18 protein-coding genes are annotated in these 16,685 nt (G+C 69.1%); 14 read left to right on the forward strand and 4 right to left on the reverse strand.

Annotated elements, in window-relative coordinates; all coding sequences use genetic code 11:
• The first annotated feature begins 5 nt into the window (after nucleotides 1-5).
• The 9 genes from RBB84_RS02715 (at nucleotide 6) to RBB84_RS02755 (ending at nucleotide 7,576) form a co-directional block, all read left to right on the forward strand.
• A complete protein-coding gene (locus RBB84_RS02715; protein ID WP_006550564.1) occupies nucleotides 6-809 on the forward strand; it encodes a TIGR00730 family Rossman fold protein in 804 nt (267 codons plus the stop codon).
• Nucleotides 803-1,363, forward strand: coding sequence for a TIGR00730 family Rossman fold protein (locus tag RBB84_RS02720; protein ID WP_019288053.1), 561 nt, complete (start codon nucleotides 803-805; stop codon nucleotides 1,361-1,363). Before RBB84_RS02715 ends, RBB84_RS02720 begins: the two co-directional genes overlap by 7 nt.
• Before the next feature lie 184 nt (nucleotides 1,364-1,547).
• Nucleotides 1,548-3,263: a long-chain-acyl-CoA synthetase gene (locus tag RBB84_RS02725; protein WP_231911974.1), complete on the forward strand. Its 1,716-nt coding sequence runs from the start codon at nucleotides 1,548-1,550 to the stop codon at nucleotides 3,261-3,263.
• A gap of 18 nt (nucleotides 3,264-3,281) precedes the next feature.
• On the forward strand, nucleotides 3,282-4,202 hold the full coding sequence (gene folP, locus RBB84_RS02730; protein WP_019288055.1) for a dihydropteroate synthase: 921 nt from the start codon (nucleotides 3,282-3,284) through the stop codon (nucleotides 4,200-4,202).
• Nucleotides 4,199-5,116, forward strand: coding sequence for a glucosyl-3-phosphoglycerate synthase (locus RBB84_RS02735; protein WP_024103435.1), 918 nt, complete (start codon nucleotides 4,199-4,201; stop codon nucleotides 5,114-5,116). Before folP ends, RBB84_RS02735 begins: the two co-directional genes overlap by 4 nt.
• Nucleotides 5,117-5,173: 57 nt before the next feature.
• Complete coding sequence (locus RBB84_RS02740; protein ID WP_064255850.1) at nucleotides 5,174-5,632, forward strand: DivIVA domain-containing protein; 459 nt, start codon at nucleotides 5,174-5,176, stop codon at nucleotides 5,630-5,632.
• A complete protein-coding gene (locus tag RBB84_RS02745) occupies nucleotides 5,629-6,279 on the forward strand; it encodes a DNA-3-methyladenine glycosylase I (protein WP_230810087.1) in 651 nt (216 codons plus the stop codon). The genes RBB84_RS02740 and RBB84_RS02745 overlap by 4 nt, the downstream gene beginning before the upstream one ends.
• A gap of 151 nt (nucleotides 6,280-6,430) precedes the next feature.
• Nucleotides 6,431-6,598, forward strand: a complete 168-nt coding sequence (locus RBB84_RS02750; RefSeq protein ID WP_006554284.1) for a DUF3117 domain-containing protein — start codon at nucleotides 6,431-6,433, stop codon at nucleotides 6,596-6,598.
• An 84-nt stretch (nucleotides 6,599-6,682) separates the two neighbouring features.
• Nucleotides 6,683-7,576 carry a putative RNA methyltransferase gene (locus RBB84_RS02755; RefSeq protein WP_064255849.1) on the forward strand — a complete coding sequence of 298 codons (894 nt, stop codon included), beginning with the start codon at nucleotides 6,683-6,685 and terminating at the stop codon, nucleotides 7,574-7,576.
• On the opposite strand, the gene glgA is transcribed toward RBB84_RS02755, so the two are convergent.
• Nucleotides 7,563-8,735, reverse strand: a complete 1,173-nt coding sequence (gene glgA / locus RBB84_RS02760; RefSeq protein ID WP_064255902.1) for a glycogen synthase — start codon at nucleotides 8,733-8,735, stop codon at nucleotides 7,563-7,565. The two genes, RBB84_RS02755 and glgA, sit on opposite strands and share 14 nt — an antisense overlap.
• A gap of 113 nt (nucleotides 8,736-8,848) precedes the next feature.
• Between glgA and glgC the strand changes: the two genes are divergently transcribed.
• Nucleotides 8,849-10,063: a glucose-1-phosphate adenylyltransferase gene (gene glgC, locus RBB84_RS02765; RefSeq protein ID WP_006554287.1), complete on the forward strand. Its 1,215-nt coding sequence runs from the start codon at nucleotides 8,849-8,851 to the stop codon at nucleotides 10,061-10,063.
• A 36-nt stretch (nucleotides 10,064-10,099) separates the two neighbouring features.
• Here glgC and RBB84_RS02770 read toward each other — a convergent pair whose 3' ends face one another.
• Nucleotides 10,100-10,735, reverse strand: a complete 636-nt coding sequence (locus RBB84_RS02770) for an O-methyltransferase (RefSeq protein ID WP_006554288.1) — start codon at nucleotides 10,733-10,735, stop codon at nucleotides 10,100-10,102.
• 400 nt (nucleotides 10,736-11,135) lie between these two features.
• Here RBB84_RS02770 and sigE point away from each other — a divergent pair, with 400 nt between their 5' ends.
• The 4 genes from sigE to tatB all read left to right on the forward strand — a co-directional run bounded on the left by sigE (nucleotide 11,136) and on the right by tatB (nucleotide 14,310).
• Nucleotides 11,136-11,765, forward strand: a complete 630-nt coding sequence (gene sigE / locus RBB84_RS02775; protein ID WP_064255901.1) for an RNA polymerase sigma factor SigE — start codon at nucleotides 11,136-11,138, stop codon at nucleotides 11,763-11,765.
• 16 nt (nucleotides 11,766-11,781) lie between these two features.
• Nucleotides 11,782-12,114 (forward strand): zf-HC2 domain-containing protein, encoded by a 333-nt coding sequence (locus RBB84_RS02780; RefSeq protein ID WP_019288062.1) that lies wholly within the window; start codon nucleotides 11,782-11,784, stop codon nucleotides 12,112-12,114.
• 244 nt (nucleotides 12,115-12,358) lie between these two features.
• Nucleotides 12,359-13,813, forward strand: a complete 1,455-nt coding sequence (locus tag RBB84_RS02785; protein ID WP_064255900.1) for a trypsin-like peptidase domain-containing protein — start codon at nucleotides 12,359-12,361, stop codon at nucleotides 13,811-13,813.
• Between the two features lie 92 nt (nucleotides 13,814-13,905).
• Nucleotides 13,906-14,310 (forward strand): Sec-independent protein translocase protein TatB, encoded by a 405-nt coding sequence (gene tatB / locus RBB84_RS02790; RefSeq protein WP_006554292.1) that lies wholly within the window; start codon nucleotides 13,906-13,908, stop codon nucleotides 14,308-14,310.
• A 63-nt stretch (nucleotides 14,311-14,373) separates the two neighbouring features.
• Here tatB and RBB84_RS02795 read toward each other — a convergent pair whose 3' ends face one another.
• Entirely contained in the window at nucleotides 14,374-15,507 is a 1,134-nt protein-coding gene (locus tag RBB84_RS02795; RefSeq protein WP_024103442.1) for an Mrp/NBP35 family ATP-binding protein, read from the reverse strand.
• Nucleotides 15,508-15,665: 158 nt separating this feature from the next.
• A complete protein-coding gene (locus RBB84_RS02800) occupies nucleotides 15,666-16,532 on the reverse strand; it encodes a lytic murein transglycosylase (protein ID WP_006554294.1) in 867 nt (288 codons plus the stop codon).
• Between the last annotated feature and the right edge of the window lie 153 nt (nucleotides 16,533-16,685).

A 16,685-nucleotide genomic window follows, 5' to 3' on the forward strand; every position in this document is an offset into this window, starting at 1 on the left:
CCGCCATGTCCGGCGACAACTCCTCCTCCGAACGCGGCTCCCGGCGCGAGGTCGTGCACCAGGGCCCGGTGCAACTGCGCGGCTCTCTCGCCCGCGAGGCGACGACGATGGACCAGCGGCTGCTCGATCGCCGCGGCCCGTCCGACTGGGTGCACACCGATCCGTGGCGTGTGCTGCGGATCCAGAGCGAGTTCGTCGAAGGCTTCGGTGCGCTCGCCGAGGTGCCCCGCGCCGTCACCGTCTTCGGATCGGCGCGCACCCCGGCCGGTCACGAGGAGTACGAGATCGGCCGCGAGCTCGGCGCCGCACTCGTCCACGCCGGATACGCCGTCGTCACCGGTGGCGGTCCGGGCGCGATGGAGGCGGCCAACCGCGGTGCCAGCGAGGCCGGGGGACTGTCGATCGGACTGGGGATCGAGCTGCCCTTCGAGCAGGGCCTCAACGAGTGGGTCGATCTCGGCCTGAACTTCCGGTACTTCTTCGCGCGCAAGACGATGTTCGTGAAGTACTCGCAGGCGTTCGTGTGCCTGCCCGGGGGCTTCGGGACGCTCGACGAGCTGTTCGAGGCACTGACCCTCGTGCAGACCCGCAAGATCACGCAGTTCCCGATCGTGCTGTTCGGTTCGGAGTACTGGAACGGTCTGGTGGGCTGGCTGCGCGAGACCCTGGTCCGCGGCGGCAAGATCTCGCCCGCCGACCTCGACCTCCTCTTCGTCACCGACAGCGTCGAGGAGACGGTGGACATCATCCTCGAGGCGCATCGCGGCGAGGACGAGAACGAACTGTACGGAAACGGGAGTGGATGGTAACCGAAGCTCTGTCGGTCTGTGTGTACTGCGCGTCGGGCCCTGTCGACCAGAAGTTCCTCGAACTCGCCGCCGCTGTCGGCACCGAGATAGGCCGACGGGGCTGGCAGCTGGTCTCCGGCGGCGGCAACGTATCGATGATGGGCGCGGTCGCCGACGCGGCCCGCGCGGCCGGCGCGCACACGATCGGGGTCATTCCGAAGGCACTCGTGCACCGCGAGGTCGCGGACGTCGACGCCGACGAGTTGATCGTCACCGAGACGATGCGCGAGCGCAAACGCATCATGGAGGACCGCGCCAACGCCTTCCTGACCCTGCCCGGCGGCATCGGAACCCTCGAGGAACTGTTCGAGACGTGGACCGCGGGGTATCTCGGTATGCATGACAAGCCGGTCGTCCTGCTCGATCCCACGGGCCACTTCGACGGCCTGCTCGGCTGGCTCGGGTCGATGGTCGACACCGGCTTCGTCGCGCAACGCGCACTCGACGGTCTCGCGGTCACCACCGACCTCGCCGACGCGCTCGACCGTTGCGCTGCGCCGTACGCGACGGTCTGAGGTGTTCCACTTCGCCGCGCGCTTATCTACTCTTCGGTAAGTTCGGGGGAACGCCGTGGGTGTCGCCCGAGCGAGCCCGCCCGTCCCCAACGTCGCCGTGAGGAAATCTGTCGTGACCACTCGATCCGATCGAGGCAATGTCCCCGTCGTGTCCCTGCCCGGACTCGTCTCGAAACTGCCCCGGATGGCTACCGATCTCCCCATCGTGCTGCGCGGAGCAGCCGGGATGACCCGGAAGCCGACCGCCCGCGAGACGATCGGGTCGGTCTTCCAGAAGCTCGCCGAGCGTCACCCGGAGCGGCCCTTCATCCGGTTCGAGGGAGCCTCCATCGGGTACGGCGAGGCCAACGCGCAGGTCAACCGGTACGCAGCGGTGCTCGCCGATCGCGGTGTCGGCATGGGCGACGTCGTGGGCATCCTCATGGGCAACCGGCCCGAGACCCTGCTGGTCGCGCTGGCCGCGGTCAAGCTCGGTGCGGCCGCCGGCATGCTCAACATCAACCAGCGTGGTGAGGTGCTCGAGCACAGCCTGTCGCTGCTCGACAGCGCCGCCCTCGTGATCGGGGAGGAGTGCGAGGAGGCCGTCGACTCTCTCGGTGGCGAGCCGCAGGCCCGCACCGTGCTGCGCTTCGACGATCTCGACACCGCCGCCCGCGACGCCGACGCGTCGAATCCCGCAGTCACCGAGGAGCTGCAAGCGTCCGAGACGGCCTACTACATCTTCACCTCCGGCACGACAGGACTGCCGAAGGCCAGCCGCATGACGCACTTCCGGTGGCTGAAGTCGATGTCGGGCCTGGGCAGCCTCGGCGTGCGCCTGCGCCGGACCGACGTCCTGTACTCCTGCCTGCCGCTCTATCACAACAACGCCCTCACGGTCGCGTTGTCCTCGGTGCTCGCCGCCGGCGCCACGCTCGGGCTCGGCCGGAAGTTCTCGGCGTCCAACTTCTGGAACGACGCGGAGCGCCACGGCGCCACGGCCTTCATCTACATCGGCGAGATCTGCCGCTACCTGCTCAACCAGCCGCCGCGGGAGGACGACGCCGACCACGGGATCCGCCTCGCCGTCGGCAACGGTCTGCGCGCAGAACTGTGGGACGAGTTCACCGAACGCTTCGGTATCGACCGCGTCGCGGAGTTCTACGGTGCGAGCGAATGCAACATCGCCTTCATCAACGCGCTCGACCAGAAGCGCACCGCCGGCATCTGCCCGCTGCCCTACGCCGTCGTCGAGTACGACCCCGATTCGGGCCAGGCACGTCGCGGCGACGACGGCCGGTTGAAGAAGGTCGGCAAGGGCGAGGTCGGACTGCTCCTCGCGAAGGTCACCTCCCGCGCACCCTTCGACGGGTACACCGATCCCGAGGCCACCGAGAAGAAGCTGCTCCGCGACGCGTTCTCCGACGGCGACGTCTGGTTCGACACCGGCGACCTCGTCCGCAACCAGGGATGGATGCACGTCGCGTTCGTCGACCGGCTCGGCGACACCTTCCGGTGGAAGGGCGAGAACGTCGCGACCACGCAGGTCGAAGCCGCGGTGTCGTCGCACGAGACGATCGCCGAGGCCGTCGTCTACGGCGTCGAGGTCGACGGGGCCGACGGCCGCACCGGGATGGCCGCGATCACCTTGAAGGAGGGCGCCGAGCTCGACGGAGCGGCGCTCGCGAAGTCGCTGCACGACGCGTTGCCGGACTACGCGGTTCCGCTGTTCGTCCGCATCGTCGACGAGCTCGAGTACACGACGACCTTCAAGAGCAGGAAGGTCGATCTGCGCAAGCAGGGCTACAGCGAGACCGGTGAGGACGAGGTGTACGTCCTCGCGAGTCGCAGCGAGGGTTACCGGCCGATCTTCGACGGCTTCGTCGACGGCGTCGCGCGAGGAGAATTGCCCGGTCGCTGAGCATGTCAGGATGGGATCATGAGCGGCCCCGCGACCGATGTCGACGAGCAGACCCCCGTGACCCGTCCCGGTCCGGCACCGTCCACCCTGTGCGGGCGCCCCGTCGCCACCGACAGGGCGCTCGTCATGGCGATCGTCAACCGCACCCCGGACTCGTTCTACGACCGGGGAGCGACCTTCGAGGACGACATGGCGCTCGCGGCCGTCGACCGCGCAGTGGCCGAGGGTGCCGACCTCGTCGACATCGGCGGGGTGAAGGCCGGGCCGGGTGAGGTCGTCGACAGCGACGAGGAGATCCGGCGCGTCGTGCCGTTCGTCGCCGCGATCCGCGAGCGCTATCCGGATGTGCTCATCAGCGTCGACACCTGGCGCAGCGAGGTCGCGCGTCGCGCTGTGGGCGAAGGCGCCGATCTGATCAACGACACGTGGGCCGGTGCCGATCCCGAGCTCGTCGCGGTCGCCGCGGAACTCGGGGCCGGCATCGTCTGCTCCCACACGGGCGGCGCCGTCCCGCGCACCCGCCCGCACCGTGTGCGGTACACCGACGTCGTCGGGGAGGTGGTGCGGGAGGTCGTCGCGGCCGCGGATGCCGCCGCCCGCGCCGGCGTCGCGAGCGACTCGATCCTCATCGACCCGACCCACGATTTCGGAAAGAACACCCATCACGGACTCGCTCTGTTGCGGCACGTGGACGTTCTTGTAAAAACCGGGTGGCCTGTGCTTATGGCGCTGAGCAACAAGGACTTCGTGGGGGAGACTCTGGGAGTCGAACTCGCCGACCGGTTGGAGGGCACATTGGCAGCGACAGCTCTGGCGGCAGCGGCCGGCGCACGAATGTTCCGGGTACACGAGGTGGCAGCCACACGTCGGGTGGTCGACATGGTCGCGGCGATCGCGGGCACACGCCCGCCGGCGCGCACGGTGAGGGGGTTGGCATGAGTGCACCTGCACGCACGTGGAACGAAGCCAACAGCTGGGATCGGCCCGCCTGGGCGATCGACGAGCTGATCGCGGCCAAGGCCGGCCGCACAGTGACCGTGGTGCTGCCCGCCCTCAACGAGGAGGAGACCGTCGCGAGTGTGATCGACACGATCCACCCGCTGCTAGGTGGTCTCGTGGACGAACTGGTGGTCCTCGATTCGGGTTCCACCGACGAGACCGCCACCCGGGCGCGGGCGGCGGGTGCCCGTGTCATGTCCAGGGAGGAAGCGGTGCCGGGCATCGAACCGGTCCCCGGCAAGGGGGAGGTGCTGTGGCGGTCGCTCGCGGCGACCTCCGGCGACATCATCGCCTTCGTCGACTCCGATCTGATCGATCCCGATCCGGCCTTCGTGCCGAAACTGCTCGGACCCCTGCTGCTCGGCGACGGTGTGCACCTCGTCAAGGGGTACTACCGGCGCCCGCTGCGCACCGGCGGGGGCGAGGACGCCCACGGCGGTGGCCGCGTCACCGAGCTTGTCGCACGGCCGCTGCTCGCGGCACTGCGACCGGAGCTGACCTGCGTGCTGCAACCGCTCGGCGGTGAGTACGCGGGGACGCGGGAACTGCTCGAGTCGGTCCCGTTCGCACCGGGTTACGGGGTGGAGATCGGGTTGCTGCTCGACACCTACGACCGGTTCGGTCTCCACGCGATCGCGCAGGTCAACCTCGGGGTCCGCAAGCACCGCAACCGGCCGCTGTCCGAACTCGGGGCGATGAGCCGGCAGATCGTGGGCACGATGCTCGCGCGCTGCGGGATCCCCGATTCGGGTGCGCCGCTCACCCAGTTCCTGGTGGAGGGCGATGCGTTCGTGCCGTTCGACACCTCCGTCGATCTCACCGACCGCCCCCCGATGGTGACGGTCACCGGCTGACCCGACCGTCCGGCACCGGTCCCGGCCGGTGTCGGCCGCTCGTGCCAAGATCGGAGCATGCTCACGGTTCTGCTGTACGTGCTCGTGATGGCGGGCGTCGCCGCGGTGCTGTTCTTCGTCGCGAGCGCCGTCTTCGGCCGGGGCGAGACGTTGGCGCCGCTGCCTCCGGGCACCACCGTCACGGTGTTGCCGGCCACCGACGTCACCGGCACCGACATCCGCGACCTGCGGTTCCAACAGACCGTGCGGGGTTACAAGATGAGCGAGGTCGACTGGGCGCTCGATCGTCTCGCCCGCGAGGTCGACGATCTGCGGGTCCGCCTCGCCGACGCCGAGGCCCGCGCAGAGGAGCCGCCGGTCGACGGCACCGGAAAGGTCGACGGCACCGGAAAGGGCGGCGGGGCAGAAGACGTCGGAGCAGAGGACGTCGGAGCAGAGGACGTCGGAGCAGCCGACGTCGATGGGGAGAACGTCGCCGAGCGGGCTTCGTCGGAGTCGACGGGGGAGTCACGATGACGGCAGACGGGCAGGGTCCCGTGGTCGATACCGACGGGCAGGGTCCCGTGGTCGATACCGACGGGCAGGGGCCCGTAACCGATACCGACGACCGCGTGCGGTGCCCGTGGGCCGTCGACGGTCCCGGTTCGTCGCTCTACCGCGACTATCACGACTACGAGTGGGGTCGGCCGCTCCACGGCCGCGACGAGATGTTCGAGCGGCTCTCCCTCGAGGCATTCCAGTCGGGACTGTCGTGGCTGACGATCCTGCGCAAGCGGGAGGCCTTCCGCGCGGCTTTCCACGGCTTCGACGTCGAGGCGGTCGCCCACTTCACGGAGGCCGACGTCGAGAGGTTGCTTGCCGACTCCGGCATCGTGCGCAACCGCCGCAAGATCGAGGCGGTGATCGCCAACGCGCGGGCCGTGCTCGAACTGTCCACCGATCTCGACGAGCTGCTGTGGTCGTTCGCACCGCCGCGACGCGCGCGACGTTCGGTGACGGTCGAGGAGATTCCGGCGGTGACGCCGGAGTCCACGGCGATGGCCCGTGAGCTGAAGCGTCACGGCTTCCGTTTTGTGGGCCCTACCACTGCGTATGCGCTGATGCAAGCTACCGGAATGGTCGACGATCACCTCGAATCGTGCTGGGTGTCACTCGACTCGTAGAACCCGGAGGAGTGTCTTACCCAGGAGTCAGCTACGCGCACGTATTCCGGATAGGGAAGAATGAGAAGGTGCGCGTCGCCGCGACCGGCGATGCAACCACACGGTAACCCACGCGCCCGGCGGTCGGGTGCAGATTTGGAGGGAGCAGAGGATGGCGGCCATGAAGCCCCGGACCGGGGACGGTCCCCTCGAAGCAACCAAAGAGGGACGAGGAATCGTCATGAGGGTTCCACTCGAGGGCGGCGGACGTCTGGTCGTCGAGCTCACGCCGGAAGAGGCTGCGGCACTCGGCGACGAACTCAAGAGTGTCACCAGCTGATCGGCCCCTCTCAGGGCACTCCGGGCCCCGCGCTCCTCGGCGCGCGGGGCCCGGTGTCGTCCTGAGAGCAGGATCGGAGGCGCGATGCTCGCCGACGTGATCGATCTTCTCGCGTGCCCTCACTGCGAGTCCGCGCTCGACCTCGACGACAACGTCGTGGTGTGCGATCGCGGGCACAGCTTCGACGTCGCACGCCAGGGCTACGTGTCGCTGCTCGCCGGCGGTTCGACGCCGTTCACCGGCGACACCGCCGACATGATCGCGGCCCGCGCCGATTTCCTCGGTGCCGGGCACTACGACCCGATCCGGCGCGCGGTGGCCGACGCATGCCTCGACACCGCCGATACGGTGGACACCGATGCGGTAGTCGCAGCCGCCGACGCTGCGATCCTCGAGGTCGGGGCCGGTACGGGGCAGTACCTCGCGTCCGTGCTCGACGCCCTGCCGGCGGCGCGCGGCATCGGGCTCGACGTCTCCAAGCCCGCGGTGCGGCGCATCGCCCGCAGTCATCCCCGGACCGGAGCGATCCTCGCCGATGCGTGGCAACGACTGCCTGTGAAGTCGGCATCGCTCACCCACGTGCTGTCGGTGTTCGCGCCCCGCAACGCCGCCGAGAGTCATCGGGTGCTCGTCCCCGGAGGAACGCTCGTGGTTGCTACACCCACCTCGGAGCATCTGCGCGAACTGGTCGCGTTGCCCGGCATGGTGAGTGTGGACGACCGGAAGACGGAGCGACTCTCGTCCGCGCTGTCGGGACGTTTCGAGCGAACGGGACGGACGGACGTGCGCTTCACGGCCGCACTCCCGTGCGAGGCGCTCGGTCTCGTCGCGGGGATGGGACCGTCCGCCCATCATGTGACGTCCGACCGGCGTGCGGAGTTGCTGGCCTCCCTGCCCGATCCGTTCGACGTGACGGTCTCGGTCACCGTCACCTCGTGGCGACGGGTCGAGACGGCCGACGAACCTAGCGCGTCGTGAGCACCTGCTGGTAGACGGCGACGGTCTGGCGGGCGATCTGCGCCCACGAGAACTCGTTGACAGCGCGGTCGCGTCCGGCCCGGCCCCACCGGGCGGCACGGTCGCGGTCGCGCGCGACGTCGTCGATCGCATCGGCGAGCGCACGCTCGTAGGTCTCGGTGTCGAAGGCGTCGTAGTGCACCAGTCGCCCGGTGACCCCGTCCTGCACGACCTCCGGGATGCCTCCGACGTCGGACGCCACCACGGCGGTCTCGCAGGCCATCGCCTCGAGGTTGACGATCCCCAGCGGCTCGTACACCGACGGACAGACGAAAACCGTTGCAGTCGAGAGTAGTTCGCGGACCGATTCGGTGGGCAGCATCTCGCGTACCCAGTGCACCCCGTCACGGGCGTCCTGCAGGGCGGTCACCGCCCGTTCGGTCTCCGCGGCGATCTCGGGGGTGTCGGGCGCGCCGGCACACAGGACGAGCTGGATGTCGGGGTCGAGATGGTGCGCCGCGGCGATCAGGTGCCCGACGCCCTTCTGCCGGGTGATGCGGCCGACGAACACGACGATCGGACGATCCGGATCGAGACCGATGCGGGTGACGACGGACTCGTGGCCGGGCTCGGCCGGGCCCGGATGCCAGACGGTGGTGTCGATCCCGTTGCGCACCACATGGACCCGAGCGGGATCGACGAACGGATAGGCGTCGAGCACGTCGAGGCGCATCCCGTCGCTGACCGCGATGATCGCGTCGGCGTACCGGACGGCGTTGCGCTCGGACCAGGAGGAGATGCGATAACCGCCCCCGAGTTGCTCGGCCTTCCACGGCCGTCGGGGCTCGAGGGAGTGCGCGGTGAGGATGTGCGGGACGTCGTGGAGTTCGGCGGCCAGATGACCGGCCAGCCCGGTGTACCAGGTGTGCGAGTGCACCACGTCGACTCCGGCCGCGGCGTGCGCCATGCGCAACCCGGCCGACAGGGTCGTCAGGGCAGGATTGGCATCGCGCAGTGCCGGGTCGGGGGAGTGCACGAACGCGGTATCGCGCGGTGCGCCCGTGCAGTGCACGTCGACCTCGACCAGTCGACGCAGTTGTTCGACGAGTTCGGTGACGTGGACCCCGGCCCCGCCGTACACCTCAGGCGGATACTCCCGCGTCATCATTGCCACCCTCACCGCCTCAAAGTAGCGGGCCGCGCAGGTTCCGGCCACCCGGCCCCGACACTCCGAAGGGCGTCGAGATCGCGCTTCGCTGGCGGCGGCCTGGGTCGGGGGATAGGTTGAAGCGTGTGAGGAGCCAGCCCCATGTGCTTGGAATCGTTCTCGCCGGCGGCGAGGGCAAACGTCTGTATCCGCTGACCGCGGACAGAGCCAAGCCGGCAGTGCCGTTCGGGGGCGCATACCGCCTCATCGATTTCGTGCTCAGCAATCTCGTGAATGCCGGCTACCTGCGCATCTGCGTTCTCACGCAGTACAAGTCGCACTCCCTCGACCGGCACATCTCGCAGACCTGGCGCCTCTCCGGCTTCACCGGTGAGTACATCACCCCGGTGCCGGCCCAGCAGCGGCTCGGTCCACGCTGGTACACCGGCAGCGCCGACGCGATCCTGCAGTCGCTCAACCTGGTCTACGACGAGGATCCCGAGTACATCGTGGTCTTCGGCGCCGACCACGTGTACCGGATGGACCCCGAGCAGATGGTGCGCCAGCACATCGAGTCGGGCGCCGGTGTCACCGTCGCCGGTATCCGCGTCCCGCGCAGCGAGGCATTCGCGTTCGGCTGCATCGACAGCGACGAGAGCGGCAGGATCACCCAGTTCCTCGAGAAGCCCGCTCATCCGCCCGGGACACCCGACGACCCCAACGTCACGTTCGCGTCCATGGGTAACTACGTCTTCACCACGAAGGTCCTCGTCGAGGCGCTGCGGGCCGACTCGGAGAATCCCGACTCCGACCACGACATGGGGGGCGACATCATCCCCGCGCTCGTCGAGCGGGGCGAGGCTCACGTCTACGACTTCAACGACAACGTCGTCCCGGGCGCGACCGAACGCGATCGTGCCTACTGGCGCGACGTCGGTACGCTCGACGCCTTCTACGACGCTCACATGGACCTCGTGTCGGTCCACCCGATCTTCAATCTCTACAACCGGCGCTGGCCCATCCGCGGTGCCGCCGAGAACCTGCCGCCCGCGAAGTTCGTGCAGGGCGGTCTGGCGCAGGAGTCGATCGTCGGCGCCGGCAGCATCCTGTCGGCCGCCACGGTCCGCAACTCGGTGCTCAGCTCGAACGTCATGGTCGACGACGGCGCGACCGTCGAGGGCAGCGTGCTCATGCCCGGTGTGCGCATCGGCAAGGGTGCGGTCGTGCGACGAGCGATCCTCGACAAGAACGTCGTCGTCGGCGACGGCGAGATCATCGGCGTCGACCTCGAGCGCGACCGTCAGCGGTTCGCGGTGAGCAACGGCGGTGTCGTCGCCATCGGCAAGGGCATCTGGATCTGAGAGCGTGCTGCCCGCCCCGGAGGCGTGCTGCGCGGATCAGCTGAGGCGCACCGCGCAGAGCAGGCCGTCGCCGAGCGGCAGGACCACCGGAGCGAGACGCTCGTCGTCGGACACCGCGCGGGTCGCCTCGCGCACCGCGAGCACCGTTGCGTCGCGGGCAGCGGGGTCGGCGACGCGTCCGTCGAGCAGGGCGTTGTGCAGCACGATCACCCCACCCGGCCGGAGCAGACGCACCCCTTCGCGCACGAAGTGCGGATGGTCGGCCGGGGTCGCATCGACGAAGACCATGTCGTAGCCGGAGTCGGCGAGTCGCGGCAGCACGTCCAGCGCGCGGCCGTTGATGAGCCGGGTGCGCGACGCCACGACACCCGCCTCGCGGAAGGCGATCTTCGCGGCCCGCTGATGCTCCGGCTCGCTGTCGATGGTGGTGAGCACGCCGTCCTCGCGGAGGCCGTGCAGCAACCACAGTCCGCTCACACCCGCACCGGTCCCGATCTCCACTACCGTCCTGGCGTCGAGCATGCGGGCGAACATCGCGAGGGCGGCTCCGACGGAGGGGGACACCGGGTCGGCGCCCAGATCTTCGGCACGGTCACGCGCCGCAGCGAGCTCGTCGTCCTCGACGACGATGTTCTCGGCGTGGGTCAGGATGCGATCGGCGTTGGTCTGCACCTCACTGAGGCTATCCTCGGCGATTCGTTCGCGCAGGCAGGCGCGCACGGAGTGATGCCGCCAGTTGTGTGATTCAGGCGGATGACCACGCCCGAACCGATTTTCTCAGGGACGTTTCAGGTTACTCATACGGCGGCCACATCGCCGCGAGGAAAACTGACAATCGGCGAACCGGACGATCGCACCGGTTCACGACTTCGAGGACGCACCGCTCTCGGGGAACGCTCCTGTGAAGGAATATTCCCTGCAGATCGAGTGTTGTAGGCCCCGAAGCCAGTACCACTGCGGTCCCGACGAGGAGGATCCACCGATCCACATGACCCGAGCCCACACTGTTCCCGAGAACGACGCCTCGGCGCTCGAGGCGGACCTGAGCGGCACCGCGGCGCTCGAGGCGGACCTGAGCGGCACCGCGGCGCTCGAGGCGGACCTGAGCGGCACCGCGGCGCTCGAGGCGGACCTGAGCGGCACCGCGGCGTTCGACGCCACCGGGGACCACGCGGCCATGCCGTCGTGGGACGAACTCGTTCGTGAGCACGGCGACCGCGTCTACCGCCTCGCCTACCGTCTTTCCGGCAACGCCCAGGACGCCGAGGATCTCACGCAGGAGACCTTCATCCGCGTCTTCCGGTCGTTGCAGAACTACCAGCCCGGCACTTTCGAGGGTTGGTTGCATCGCATCACCACGAACCTCTTCCTGGACATGGTGCGCCGCCGGAACCGCATCCGGATGGAAGCGCTCCCGGAGGACTACGATCGTGTACCGGCCGCAGGGCCGAACCCCGAGGAGATCTACCACGACGCGCGTCTCGGCGCCGACCTGCAGTCCGCTCTGGACTCGCTCGGACCCGAGTACCGTGCCGCGGTGGTGCTCTGTGACATCGAAGGTCTGTCCTACGAGGAGATCGGTGCCACACTGGGGGTGAAACTCGGTACGGTGCGTAGTCGTATCCACCGAGGCCGCCAGGCACTCCGCGAGTACCTGCGCGAGCATGGAAAGGTCGAAAACGGTCGCGTCGATGCGGGGTAGCCGCCGGGAGGTAGTGATGACGATGGTGCAACCACCTCGCAGGTTCGGCTCCACGGAACACCTCGCCAGCGAGGCAATTGCCGCATTCGTCGACGGCGAACTGCGCATGGCGGCCTACATGCGGGCCGCCCAGCATCTGTCGATGTGTCCGGAGTGTGCCGCCGAGGTCGAAGCCCAGCAGCAGGCCCGCCACGCACTGCGGTCCGCTGCCGATCACATACCGCGTATGCCGAGTTCATTGCGCGGTACGCTCAGCAACATCCCGTCCCACCTGTGCGACCCGACCCCGCGCCCTCAGGCGGAGGAAGGCTTCGCCGCGCGCCGCTGGTCGATTCTCCGGCGCCGGTGACCGGACGGGCGGTAACAGGTGATCCGATGCCATCGGTGATACTGGGCTGCGTGACGGACCTAGACGGGGGAGACGGGCACGCGTGACGGCCGAATCTGCGCAGCACACCGGACGGCGGGGCGGCGACGATCGTCGTCGCGACGACGAGCTGCCCCATGCCTCGTCGGGTAAGGACTCCTCGGGCGGAGACTCGTCCGGCAGAGGCTCGTCCGGCAACGCCTCGTCGGGTCTCCCCGACGGAGCGATCGCGCGCCCCGACGACGCTCCCCGTCTCGAACCGCGGCCCGTCTACCGGCCCACCGTCGACCCGGCATCGGCCCGTGTCTTCGGGCGCCCGGCCGGCGCCGAGGGATCGTTCGACTCCTCGGCCCATCCCCGCGTCGTCGACCCGCGCGTCCAGCAGGCACCTCCGACCGATGCGATCCTGGCCGAGGCCTACGGACGGCCGTCCGACGTCGACGAGACGCTCCAGCGTCCCCCTTCGCAGCCCGCGGCCGAGACCGAGGACGACACCGAACCCGATCCCTGGCGCGACCCCGACTCAGCGGTGCGGCTCGGTCCGCCCCTGGCCGGGCAGACCGAGGAGAAGGAACTTCCTCCGGCTCCCGGACTGACCCTGCGTGAGGTGTTGTTCGACCGCCGCGTCCAACCCCGCGCACTCGCGACCCTGGCCGCTGTGGCTGTCGTGATCGGCATGGTCGGCGGACTCGTCGTCGCGCTCGCGACCGCCGACAACGGTTCGCTGACCAGTCGCGGAGTGACGCTGAGCCAGTCGGGTCCCGACGAGGAACTGCCCACCGGCGCGGTCGCGCGTGTCGCCGACACCGTGCTGCCCGCGGTCGTCTCCATCCAGACCACCGTCGGCGGCGACGCCGGCACCGGCTCGGGCGTGGTGATCGACGGTGCCGGTTACATCGTCACCAACAACCACGTCGTTTCGATGGCCGCCGGCAATCCCGATGCGAAGGTACAGGTCACCTTCGATGACGGCACGAAGGTGCCCGCCTCGATCGTCGGACGCGACATCAAGACCGACTTGGCCGTGCTCGCCGTCGAGAACGTCGACAACCTGGTCGTCGCCGAGCTGGGCCGCTCCGAGGACGTCGAGGTGGGCGAGGACGTCGTCGCGGTCGGTTCGCCGCTCGGCCTGAGCAAGACCGTCACCCGCGGCATCGTCAGCGCGCTGCACCGGCCCATGCGGCTCAGCGGGCAGGGCACCGACACCGACGCGGTGATCGACGCCGTCCAGACCGACGCCTCGATCAACCCCGGCAACTCCGGCGGCCCCCTCATCGACATGGAGGGTCGCGTGATCGGTATCAATTCCGCGATCAAGTCGGAGACCGGCGGTTCGGTGGGCCTGGGCTTCGCGATCCCCATCGACGACGTCACCGAGGTGGCGCAGGAGCTGATCCGCACCGGCGAGATGCGGCACCCCGACATCGGCGTGAACGCACGCTCGGTGGTCAACGACGTCGCGAGCGGCGCGGAGGTCGCCAACGTTCGTCAGGACAGCCCGGCCCAGCGCGCCGGCATCGTCGAGGGCGACGTCATCGTCAAGGTCGGCGCCCGCGAAGTCACCAGCGCCGACGAGCTCGTCGTGGCGGTCCAGCAGCAGGAGATCGACGAACCGATCACCGTCCAGCTCGTGCGCAACGGCCGCCTCGTCGACGTCGAGGTCACCCCAGTCTCCGACTGAGCGGCCCCTGTCTCGGACAGAACGTCCCAGCCGTGTGATGTGACCTTCCACGTAGGTGCTGCGATCCGGACGAGACCACGTACCCTGGATGCGTGTTCGGCAACATCGGTTGGGGCGAGTTCCTGGTACTCATCGTGGCGGCCCTCGTGGTCCTCGGCCCGGAGCGCCTCCCCGGCGCCGTCTCGTGGGTGGCCAAGTCGCTGCGTCAGGTACGTGACTACGCCACGGGTGCGCGCGACCAGCTCGAGCAGGAATTCGGACCGGAGTTCGACGACCTGCGGCAACCGCTGTCCGAGCTGAACCAGCTGCGCGGCATGACACCGCGGGCCGTGATCACGAAGCATCTGCTCGACGGCGACGACTCGATTCTCACCGGCAATTTCGACAAGCCGTCCTCGGCGGCTCCGGGAACGCCCACCAACGGCGCGGCCCGGCCGAACCTGTCGAAGCCGCTCGCTCCGGACGAGAAGCCGCCGATCGATCCCGACGCCACCTGACAGCTTTCCTACGATCGAGCCCCCGCCGTGAAGCACGGCGGGGGCTCGATCGATATCGGGTTCTTACAGGTGACGCGTGGTGTCGATTCCCAGCGACATGCCGGCCAGTCCGCGCCTGCGCACGGCGAGCTTGTCGGAGATCTCCTCGAGCGCCACCGCGGGCGCCGAGTCGGGCGCCGCGAGGACGATCGGGGTACCGGAGTCGCCGGCCTCGCGCACTGCCGGGTCGAGCGGGATCTGGCCGAGCAGCGGCACCGTCGCGCCCACCGCGCGGGTGAGCCGCTCGGCGACGGCCTGACCGCCGCCGCTGCCGAAGACGTCCATTCGGGTGCCGTCGGGCAGCTCGAGCCACGACATGTTCTCCACCACGCCGGCGATGCGCTGACGCGTCTGCAGCGCGATGGAACCGGCGCGCTCGGCGACCTCGGCGGCTGCCTGCTGCGGCGTCGTCACGACGAGGATCTCGGCGTTGGGGATCAGCTGCGCGACGGAGATGGCGACGTCACCCGTGCCGGGCGGCAGGTCGAGGAGCAGGACGTCGAGGTCGCCCCAGAAGACGTCGGCGAGGAACTGCTGCAGCGCGCGGTGCAGCATCGGGCCACGCCACACCACCGGGGTGTTGCCCTCGGTGAACTGGGCGATGGAGATCGTCTTCACGTCGTGCGCGATCGGCGGCATGATCATCCGCTCGACCTGCGTGGGCTTGGCGGACGTGCCGAGCATGCGGGGGATCGAGTGACCGTAGATGTCGGCGTCGAGCACACCCACCGACAGTCCGCGCGCGGCCATCGCCGCGGCGAGATTGACGGTGACCGACGACTTGCCGACACCACCCTTGCCGGAGGCCACCGCGTAGACGCGCGTGAGCGAACCGGGCTGGGCGAACGGGATGACGGGCTCGGTGGAGTCGCCGCGCAGCGACTTGCGGAGCTCGGTGCGCTGCTCGTCGCTCATCACGTCGAGGGTCACCCGGACCTCGCCCACGCCGGCGACGTCGGCGACGGCCTTGGTGACGCGCTCCGAGATCTCGGTGCGCATGGGGCACCCGGCGGTGGTCAGATAGATCGCCACATCGACGCTGCTGTCGGCGCCGATCTCGATGCTCTTGACCATTCCGAGATCGGTGATGGGCTTGCGGATCTCCGGGTCCTGGACCCGTGCGAGCGCACTGCGGACGTCGGACTCACTGACTGCCATGACGCCCATGGTAGGCGGCACGCCGCTCGCGACGGGATACGGGTCGACGGTGACCCGACGACGGCCTCCGGTCCGGGGTGACCCGACGACGGCCTCCGGTCCGGGGTGACCCGACGACGGCCTTCGGTCCGGGGTGACCCGACGACCCTCTCCGGACCTCAGTGGATGCGGGGGAGATCCGCGGGGCTCGGGTCGATGCCGGTGGAGTAGGCCGTCGACCAGGCGAGCACGTTCGCCACGTAGGCCATCGAGTTGTTGTAGCGGTGGATCGCCTTCGTCGAGTGCGCGAGGTTGCGCATGTCGAGGCCACCGTCGCACAGGTACTTCGCGGTGGTGAGCGTCGAATCGTACAGGTTCTGGGGATCGGAGACCCCGTCGCCGTTGCCGTCGCCCGCGTACTGGTTCCACGTGGTGGGGATGAATTGCATCGGCCCGACCGCACGGTCGTAGACGGTGTCGCCGTCGAGGGCGCCGCCGTCGGTGTCGTGGATGACGGCCTGGCCGGGCAGGCTGCCGTTGAGCGGCAGTCCGATGACGGGCTCGAGCAGGTTGCCCTTGGCGTCGGCATGACCACCGTTGGCGTGTCCGGACTCGACGCGGCCGATGCCGGCGAGGAGCGTCCAGTGCATGCCGCAGGCGGGATTCTCCTCGGCGAGGATGCGCTCGGCGTTGCGGTAGGCGGCGTAGTTGATGCCGGGGATGCCGAGGGGGCCCTCGTGGAGGACCTCGGGCTCGGGTTCCGGCTGGGGGGCGGCCTTGAAGGTGCGCACGGGTGCCGGTTCGGGCTCGAGCATGATCGTCTGCACGGCGGCGACCGCTTCGGGAATCGCGTTCGCGAGGTCGGCCGAGTCGGTCGACGACGCCGTCGGCTCGGTCTCGTGGTGAGCTGCACCCATCAGCGCTCGCGGCGACGCACCCGCGGTGGTCGCGGCTGCGGCGACCAGTCCGACCGGAACGAGTCCGGTCATCGCGATGACGGAATTTCGCCGAAGCTTCGAATCCGACGGTTTGGCGTGGCGGCCCAATGGATAACCCTCCCTCGGGTGCCTCGGAACGAGACACCTTCGTTACGTGCCGGGCCGAGGCTACAGCATTCGATGCCTTTCCGTTACTCAAACGTGATGTAACGGGGGTGTATGCGTACTGCTGTGGCCCGTCCGTGCTGGTCCGGTGGGTCG

This window comes from Rhodococcus sp. D-6 (assembly GCF_040256695.1).
GTDB classification, from domain to species: Bacteria; Actinomycetota; Actinomycetes; order Mycobacteriales; family Mycobacteriaceae; genus Rhodococcus; species Rhodococcus pyridinivorans.